This window comes from Porphyromonas sp. HMSC077F02 (genome assembly GCF_001815465.1).
Taxonomy (GTDB): domain Bacteria; phylum Bacteroidota; class Bacteroidia; order Bacteroidales; family Porphyromonadaceae; genus Porphyromonas_A; species Porphyromonas_A somerae.
Genome location: NZ_KV820648.1, coordinates 1 through 8371, shown reverse-complemented (window position 1 = coordinate 8371; position 8371 = coordinate 1). Strand labels below are relative to the sequence as shown.

Here is an 8371-nt window from a genome sequence, read left to right as displayed (position 1 = left end):
ACTGCCGTATCACACGAAATGTCGGATGAACCTTCTTTTCGAGGATTATCCAGTATCGAATCCTTTTTAACCACCCAAGGTACACTCCCGTTTTAGGGTTTCTAACTGCGAAAATAAGGTGGAAAAATAGGCTAAAATAGGGTTAAAGAGGCCTGTTTTATAACTAATTGAAATTCAGTGTTATATAAAAGCGTTTGCCGAGATGCAACTAAGCGTTTGCTTTGTTGCATCTCGGCAATTGCTTAGTTGCAACTCACCGATTGCTTAGTTGCATCTCAACTTTTGCCCTACTAGTATAGAGGCTTTTTTTGGGTGCCTAGAGATAGCTTTTTCTTGTCCTGGACTAACTTCCCTCTGACTGATTGTCTCGACAAATTAGTTAGTCTTACAGAATATATCGCAACCCTGAGTGGTCAGTAATCATTTAGATTATGGTACCTTTGCAGTGGTCATAATAAAAAGCTCCACTTGGTAGCTTAGCGATACCAAGTGGAGCAAAGAAAGTAGCCCCGACGGGAATCGAACCCATATCTAAAGTTTAGGAAACTTTTGTTCTATCCGTTGAACTACGAGGCCATTTACGCACGAAGATGCGTGGTGCAAAATTACCATTATTATTCTTGATATGCAAGAAAAGATATCTATAAGTGTGATAACCGTCTGCTATAATGCGGCAGGAGAGATAAGGTATACACTCCAATCGGTAGCAAGCCAGACCTATCCTCATATACAATATATAGTGGTGGATGGCGCCTCTACCGATGGTACCGTGGCGCTGATTGAGCAGTACCGAAGTCATATCGATCGCTTTATAAGTGAGCCAGATAGGGGGATATACGATGCTATGAATAAGGGGATTCAGGCAGCTACAGGCGATTATCTCTGTTTTATGAATGCTGGTGATACCTTTCATTCTCCAGCTACCCTCTCAGAGGTCTTTGCTCAGATCAAAAGCCCTTTGCCTGATGTGATCTATGGAGAAACAAATATCGTCGATGAAAATAGACAGTTCCTCAGACCCCGACGCCTAAGTACCCCAGAGCAACTTACCTATCGCAGTTTCTTAAAGGGGATGGTGGTTTGCCATCAATCCTTCTATCCACGTAGAGACTTAGTGCCTTGCTATAATCTTGGCTACCGCTTTTCTAGCGACTTTGATTGGTGCCTTAATATCTTGTCAAATGCTCAGCACACCTATAATAGTCGGTTGATCCTGACAGATTACCTTTCGGAAGGAGCTACCACTCGAAATCACCGTGCCTCTCTCAAGGAGCGGTTCGAGATAATGGGTCGCCACTATGGGTGGGTAAAGACGCTTTTTGCCCATCTCTTCTTTGCATTTCGGTGGTTAGTGAAATAGCATCAAGTAGTGGATCCAAAGGTGAGTTGCATCATCTCATAAATTGGCGGTGCAAAAAGAGTAGGGTAATAGGCTGCTTAATTCAAATATATTCCATATATTTGTGGAAAAGAGATAGTTACAAATAATTCAATAACAAAAAACGAAAGTATTATTACTATGGCAAATTACAAGATTGAAACGATAGAGGGCATTGGCTCAGCTTTTGGTCAGAAGCTTAGAGAGGCAGGTATCAAAACAACTGACGAGTTACTGAAAGCAACCAAGACCAAGAAGCAGAGAAAAGAATTGGCCGGTGCGACTGGCATTAATGAGGATAAGATACTTACATGGGCCAATCATGTGGATCTCTTCCGTATCCAAGGCGTTGGAGCTCAGTATGCCGAGCTACTAGAGGCTGCTGGCGTTGATACAGTTAAGGAGCTAGCCAATAGAAATGCCGAGAACCTTGTACAGAAGATGGAGGAGGTCAATAACTCTAAAAAGCTAGTGCGTCGTATTCCACCTCTTAAGTCGGTTCAAAAGTGGATCGAAACTGCTAAGGCTCTTCCAAGAGGTTTAGAGTATTGATTTAGCAACGTTGTTCATATAGCATACAGGTGAGGCTGGCAGAGCCAATCGCCTGTCGGAGATGAGCAAATTGATTTAGCTACCCTAGTGGTTGCACTGTGATTATTGTGCGACTAGTGGGGTAGCTCTATATTTTGCGGATGATCTTATGGCCTCTTTGTCTAGGGCGAATTGGCCATGGCTATATTATCTCATTAAAATTGTGTACTTTTGTTAAGGTATGGAATACAAGACCTATATTAGATAAGTATGCAGTCAGAGCAGGATTATGGAGTAGTGGTGCAATCAGCTTTTGATCAATTGCTGGCTGATTACCTCAATTCAAACCATCGGAAGCGCACCGATGTTATTTGCAAGGCCTTTAATCTGGCACGTGCAGCACACGAGGGGGCAAAGCGCAAGAGTGGAGAGCCCTATATCCTACACCCTATCGCTGTAGCAAGCATTTGCTGCAACGAGATAGGGCTGGGCTCCACGAGCATCGCTTCGGCTCTTTTACACGATGTGGTAGAGGATACCGAATATACGGTGCAGGATATCCGAGATATGTTTGGCCCTACCATTGCTCGTATTGTGGATGGGCTCACCAAGCTCTCGGGTGAGATTTTGGCAGAGATGATGATGGGTAAGGAGAATGCTTCTGCCCAGCTCGAAAATATCCGCCACCTCCTTCTGACGGCCAATAATGATATGCGGATTGTTATTATCAAGATAGCTGACCGTCTGCATAACATGCGTACGCTAGGAAGTATGCCATTGGCAAAGCAAGCAAAGATTGCGTCCGAGACGCGCCTATTCTATGCTCCACTCGCTGAGCGCCTAGGTATGTACGATATTATGAGTGAGCTCAATGACCTCTCACTTAAGTACGACCATCCACAGCAATACATCGAGATACAGGAGGAGATAGAGCGTAGCGGTGCCAAGCGCTCCAAGCTCTTTCAGCTATTCTATGCCGAAGTGCGTGAAGACCTCGAAGCTACTGGGTTAGTTTACGAAATTCAGCATCGGATGAAGAGCATCTATTCCATCTGGAAAAAGATGACTACTAAGCAATTATCTTTTGATGAGATTTATGACCTATTTGCTATCAGAATTGTTTTCGAGCCGACTCGTAATGATACCGAATACGATGATTGCTTTAGGATCTATCGAGCCATAAGCCGGCACTTTAGGATTAAGGACGACCGCACTCGCGATTGGCTCACGAAGCCTAAGGGAAATGGCTATCAAGCCCTTCACATCACTGTTATGGGCCCCCTCGGAGAGTGGGTAGAAGTGCAGATCCGCTCCAAGCGAATGCATGAAATGGCTGAGCGAGGGCTTGCAGCACATTGGAGATACAAGCAGCACCCTGGGGAGATCGACGAAATAGAGCAAAATATTCTCAATAACGTTAGGGTACTCCTCAGCAATCCTGGACCTAGTGCATCGGACGACTACGAGACAATGATGTACAAGTTTACCACCGAGGAGATGCTGATATTCACCAAGATGGGAGACCAATTGAGAGTACCTCAAGGGTACACTGTGCTCGACTTCGCTTATGAGCTAGGTAGAGAGTATGGCGATCATTGCCTTGGTGCCAAGGTCAATCATGTGATGGTTAATATCGACTATCCCCTTCATAGTGGAGACCAGATAGAGGTGCTCACTGCCTCGAAGGTACAGCCGAGAGAGGAGTGGCTGGAGTATGTTACTAGTCCACAAGCCAAGCGATATATTCGTAATTACCTGAGTAATGTTCGTACCAAGCAGATCCAAAGAGGTCGAAACCTTCTCGAAGCCCATCTCCACAGAGAGGGGTATGCGTTGGGAGATTTGGTCCCTAATTTTGGGCATGTGCTGAGCTACCCTACACCCGAGCATCTATTTCTCGCAGTGCAGTCGGGCGAGGTCTCGCTAGACGATGACTTGACCAAGCAATTAATAGAGGAGCGGCACAAGGGAAATCGTATGAGCGAAGACCGTCAGTTGTGGCTTGATTCGGATGAGACCCAGGTGCCTAGCGTCGCTCCAGAGGATCGCAAAAAGCTCTATACCCTAGAGGCGAGAGATGGGCGTAGAAATTATATCCGTTCTCTCTGCTGCAAACCAATCTGTGGGGAGGAAGTAGATGGGATACTGAATCAGAAAGACCAAGTAGAAGTACATAAAAAGAGCTGCTCAATTGCTATGCAACTCAAAGCTACCTATGGCGACCGAATCGTGGCGGTGGAGTGGGGGCCTCATATCCACTCCAACTTTGGAGTTACTCTGGAGGTGGAGGGAGTTAATCAAGATGGCTTTGTCCATAATGTCCTCGGCACCATTAGAGATTTGAGAGTTCCCTTGATAGAGATTCATTTCTCTAGCTCCATTGATCGGGCTATCGGTACTTTACGCATACGTATTCCTAATATTACAGAGCTGAATTATCTCATTCGTCGATTAAAAGATGAGAATGATATCCTTCACATACAAATACTGACCAATAAACCAATACTTTAAGACATGGCAAGAATCATTGCACCCTCCGTGCTATCGGCGGACTTTCTAAACCTCGGACGTGATATAGAGATGCTCAATCAGAGCAAAGCAGAGTGGATACACTTGGATATTATGGATGGACTATTTGTGCCCAATATCTCCTTTGGGCTACCTGTAGTCCAAGCTATCCGCAAAGCTACGACTAAGACCCTTGACGTCCATTTAATGATAGAGCAACCAGAACGTTATATCACCGCTTTTGCGGATGCTGGAGCGGATTTCCTCACGCTGCACTACGAGGCGTCGCGCCACTTGCATAGAGCGATGCAACAGATACGTGATGCTGGCATGAAGGCTGGCGTGGTCCTGAACCCCCACACCCCTGTAGAGCTACTCCAAGACCTACTCCCTTATCTCGATCTAGTACTCTTGATGTCGGTTAACCCTGGCTTTGGAGGGCAGAAGTTTATCCCTCAAATACTGGATAAGACAGTAAGGCTTAAAAAGATGATTGAGGAGCGAGGGTTAGAGGTGCTGATTGAGGTAGATGGTGGAGTGAATGCAGAGACTGCAGCGCAGCTCTTTGATGCAGGAGCCGATGCCTTGGTGGCAGGAAGCTACGTCTTTGGCTCCGAGGATCCTCAGAAAACGATTGAAAGGCTTTTAGAGGTATAGAGGAGAGGCGTGCGACACCATAGAGCTACCTTTCCATGTCATCACTGCTAGTCCCTAGGATTGAGTATACCCATCGTCCAGCTTTCAGATTGGTGATAGGGGTCTTATTGGGCGCTTTGATCGCCCAGTCGGGCTACCTCTTTGTGATAAGCATCGCCCTGGTCGTTGTGATCGGGGTGTTGCTTTTCTATCCTTTCAAAAAGATCAAGGCAGAGTTGCTGATTTGGACCCTCCTCATCGCCATTGTCTTCGGTATGTATACCCATCTTAGGGGTGCTAGATATGAGCAAATTCTTCGGCCTTGCAGCGTAGCTCATGCTAGAGTAAAACTCCTCTATCCCCTCATCACTAGTGCCGAGAGCGAAATTCAGTATCGGGCAAAGGTAGAGCTGCCCAATAGTCAATGGATCAATGTGCAGCTTAAAGTGCCTGCCTCCAGCACCATCAATGAGGCGAATAGCTATGGTGCCGAAGGGGTGGCAGCACTTGATCTCTCTCCACTCAGTGCTCTCAAAAATGAAGGCTATCGAAAGCATCTCATCAGTGAAGGGATTCATGCGACTGCCACCATTCAGAGCATTGAGACACTAGCACCGATGCCCAATAGACCTCTGATAAGTATTCTTCAGCACTGGCGCTATCTCCTTCGGCAGCAATTCGAGACACTCGCCTCTGACTATATACCGTGGGAGGGTAGGGGACTTATTTATGCTATTTCTCTTGGTGATCGCTCACTGCTCCCTTCTAGTCTGAAACGACAGTTCGCCGATTCGGGAGTAGCTCACCTATTGGCTCTTAGTGGTTATCACCTAGGTGTGGTGATGTGGATGGCTAGCCTACTTATTGGATGGGCCCTTTGGCGGTATGAGTGGCGGTACCTCCGTTACCTCCTCCTTTTTATAGTGCTTCTCGCTTACACCCTATTCTCTGGAGCATCTACTGCCACCGTCAGGGCTTTCCTATTGAGCACCCTTCTTATTGGTGGAAAAGTGCTTATCAGACCCACTGACCCCATTCAGCTCCTCTCACTAGTCTTCTTGGTATTTATATTTATCAACCCTTTTGCTTACTACAGTATCGGATTACTCTTAAGTCTTTCCGCCGTTTGGGGCATTTATTGTTTCTTCCCCCTTTTCAAAAGATTGCTCAACCCTACCAATAGATTGCTCCAATGGATTAGAGACCTCATTTGCCTTACTATAGCGGCACAGATCGGAGTGTTCCCTCTCCTATTTCATTACTTTGGTACTGCCCCGCTAGTCTTTATTTGGAGTAATATCCCCCTCGTATTTATCAGCAGCTTACTGATCCCCTTGGCACTAGTTGCCTTCTTGCTTACTGCTATTTTTGACTGGGTGCCTAGTTTTCTACTAGAGATGCTCCGGGTCCTGACTGGGTGGATGCACTCTGTTACCTCACTCTTTAGTCACGACCCAATGACCCTTACCCTACAGTTTGATGGCATTGCCCTCGCCCTCTATTACCTCATCGCTTACCTCGCATACCGCCTTTTGCATAGTTACACCTGCCGTGTGGAGACTGCAAGAATGATTCACCCATCTCACGAGGAGCTTTAATCCAAGTCGTTACTGTTATTAAAAGAGAACACCCTATGTCGGTAAAGACATAGGGTGTTCTCTTTATAGTGATAGTAGAAAATGTCATACATTAACGCTCAATGCATACTCTATGCGTCGAATCGATTCTTCAATGCCTAGGATATGGATGATTTCATGGATCTTAGCACCACGGCCTTCGCCTACGAGAGCCATGCGAATCCCATTCATCACTCGACCCATAGGTAGATCATCTCCCTTTATCTTGTCGTAAAGCGCCTGCTCAATAGTCTCCTGAGATGCCTCCTTATCAAGCCCTTGGAGTAGCGAAATAATGATTTGTAGGTACTGTGGCGTCTCAGCTTTCCAATGCTTTTTCATCCCCTTTTCGTCAAAACTCTTTGGCGCCACAAATAGGTAGCTCAGCTCTCTTATAAAGTCGGGGAGCAATTGTACTTTCTCCTGTGCGGTGGCAATCGCCTCCTTGAGCTTCTCATCGCTAGCTTTTATTCCCTCTGCTTCGAGCATTGGACGCACAATGGGGAGTAATTGGTCTAGCGACATCATCTGGATATAGTGGTGGTTGAACCACTTTGCCTTCTCAAAGTCAAAGCGGGCACCGCTCTTGCTACACCTCTCTAGAGAAAAGGCATCTTTCAGCTGCTCCATAGAGAAAATCTCTTGCTCTGTGCCAGGGTTCCAGCCAAGGAGGGCCAAGAAGTTGATCACAGCTTCGGGAAGATACCCTTGTTCGCGATATCCTGTGGAAATAGTGCCATCCTTTGGGTCGACGAACTCAAGTGGAAATACAGGAAAACCGAGTTTGTCGCCATCGCGTTTGCTGAGCTTACCATTACCCGTAGGTTTGAGGATTAAGGAGAGGTGTGCAAACCTAGGCATACTCTCCTGCCATCCAAATGCCTCATAAAGTAGTACGTGGAGTGGGGCGCTAGGCAACCACTCCTCACCCCTGATCACCTCAGTAATCTTCATCAAGTGGTCATCCACAATATTCGCAAGGTGGTAGGTGGGTAAGCTATCACTACTCTTGTAGAGCACCTTATCATCAAGGATGGATGAATTGATCACTACTTTGCCACGGATTAGGTCATTGACCTCTACATCTCTATTGGGCTCTACTAAAAAGCGCACTACATATTCGGCACCACTGCTGATGAGCTGGTCGACCTCCTCTTTGGGGAGCGAAAGGCTATTCCGCATCTGCTCACGTGTGGTGGCGTCGTAGCTGAAATTAGGATACTCCTTTCGCGCAGCCTCAAGCTCCTCAACCGTATCAAAAGCATAATAGGCCTTCCCGGCATCAAGAAGCTGCTGTACATACTTTTGGTAGATTGCCTTTCGCTCACTTTGGCGGTAAGGGCCGTAGGGCTGATGGTCGGTACCAATGCCCTCATCAATCTCAATGCCAAGCCACTGCAAGGCCTCAATGATATACTCTTCCGCTCCTGGTACAAAGCGTTTGCTATCTGTATCCTCAATGCGAAGCACCATCGTGCCACCGTGGTGGCGAGCATAGAGATAATTAAAAAGTGCTGTACGCACACCGCCAATATGAAGTGCACCTGTAGGACTTGGTGCAAACCTTACTCTCACCATATTATATATGTGTATCAAATCTGTTATTTACAACAAAGGTACAAAATCACTGCCACATTCAAAAACGCCACCCCCTCCCATGAGAGATTGTGCCTCATCCGATATTCTGCGTGATGGGGTGACT

The 8371-nt window shown here is 46.5% G+C and carries 6 protein-coding genes and 1 tRNA gene; 5 read left to right on the top strand and 2 right to left on the bottom strand.

The window, feature by feature from the left end:
* Positions 1 to 504 precede the first annotated feature (504 nt).
* A tRNA-Arg gene (locus HMPREF3027_RS03335) sits at positions 505 to 576 on the bottom strand.
* A 49-nt stretch (positions 577 to 625) separates the two neighbouring features.
* Here HMPREF3027_RS03335 and HMPREF3027_RS03330 point away from each other — a divergent pair.
* The 5 genes from HMPREF3027_RS03330 (at position 626) to HMPREF3027_RS03310 (ending at position 6651) form a co-directional block, all read left to right on the top strand.
* Positions 626 to 1360 (top strand): glycosyltransferase family 2 protein, encoded by a 735-nt coding sequence (locus HMPREF3027_RS03330; RefSeq protein ID WP_070707050.1) that lies wholly within the window; start codon positions 626 to 628, stop codon positions 1358 to 1360.
* A gap of 159 nt (positions 1361 to 1519) precedes the next feature.
* Positions 1520 to 1930: a DUF4332 domain-containing protein gene (locus HMPREF3027_RS03325; protein ID WP_070707048.1), complete on the top strand. Its 411-nt coding sequence runs from the start codon at positions 1520 to 1522 to the stop codon at positions 1928 to 1930.
* 249 nt (positions 1931 to 2179) lie between these two features.
* Positions 2180 to 4420: a RelA/SpoT family protein gene (locus HMPREF3027_RS03320; RefSeq protein WP_070707046.1), complete on the top strand. Its 2241-nt coding sequence runs from the start codon at positions 2180 to 2182 to the stop codon at positions 4418 to 4420.
* A 3-nt stretch (positions 4421 to 4423) separates the two neighbouring features.
* Positions 4424 to 5074: a ribulose-phosphate 3-epimerase gene (gene rpe / locus HMPREF3027_RS03315; RefSeq protein WP_070707045.1), complete on the top strand. Its 651-nt coding sequence runs from the start codon at positions 4424 to 4426 to the stop codon at positions 5072 to 5074.
* A gap of 35 nt (positions 5075 to 5109) precedes the next feature.
* On the top strand, positions 5110 to 6651 hold the full coding sequence (locus HMPREF3027_RS03310) for a ComEC/Rec2 family competence protein (protein WP_070707042.1): 1542 nt from the start codon (positions 5110 to 5112) through the stop codon (positions 6649 to 6651).
* A gap of 84 nt (positions 6652 to 6735) precedes the next feature.
* On the opposite strand, the gene gltX is transcribed toward HMPREF3027_RS03310, so the two are convergent.
* Entirely contained in the window at positions 6736 to 8247 is a 1512-nt protein-coding gene (gltX, locus tag HMPREF3027_RS03305) for a glutamate--tRNA ligase (protein ID WP_070707040.1), read from the bottom strand.
* Positions 8248 to 8371: the final 124 nt, after the last annotated feature.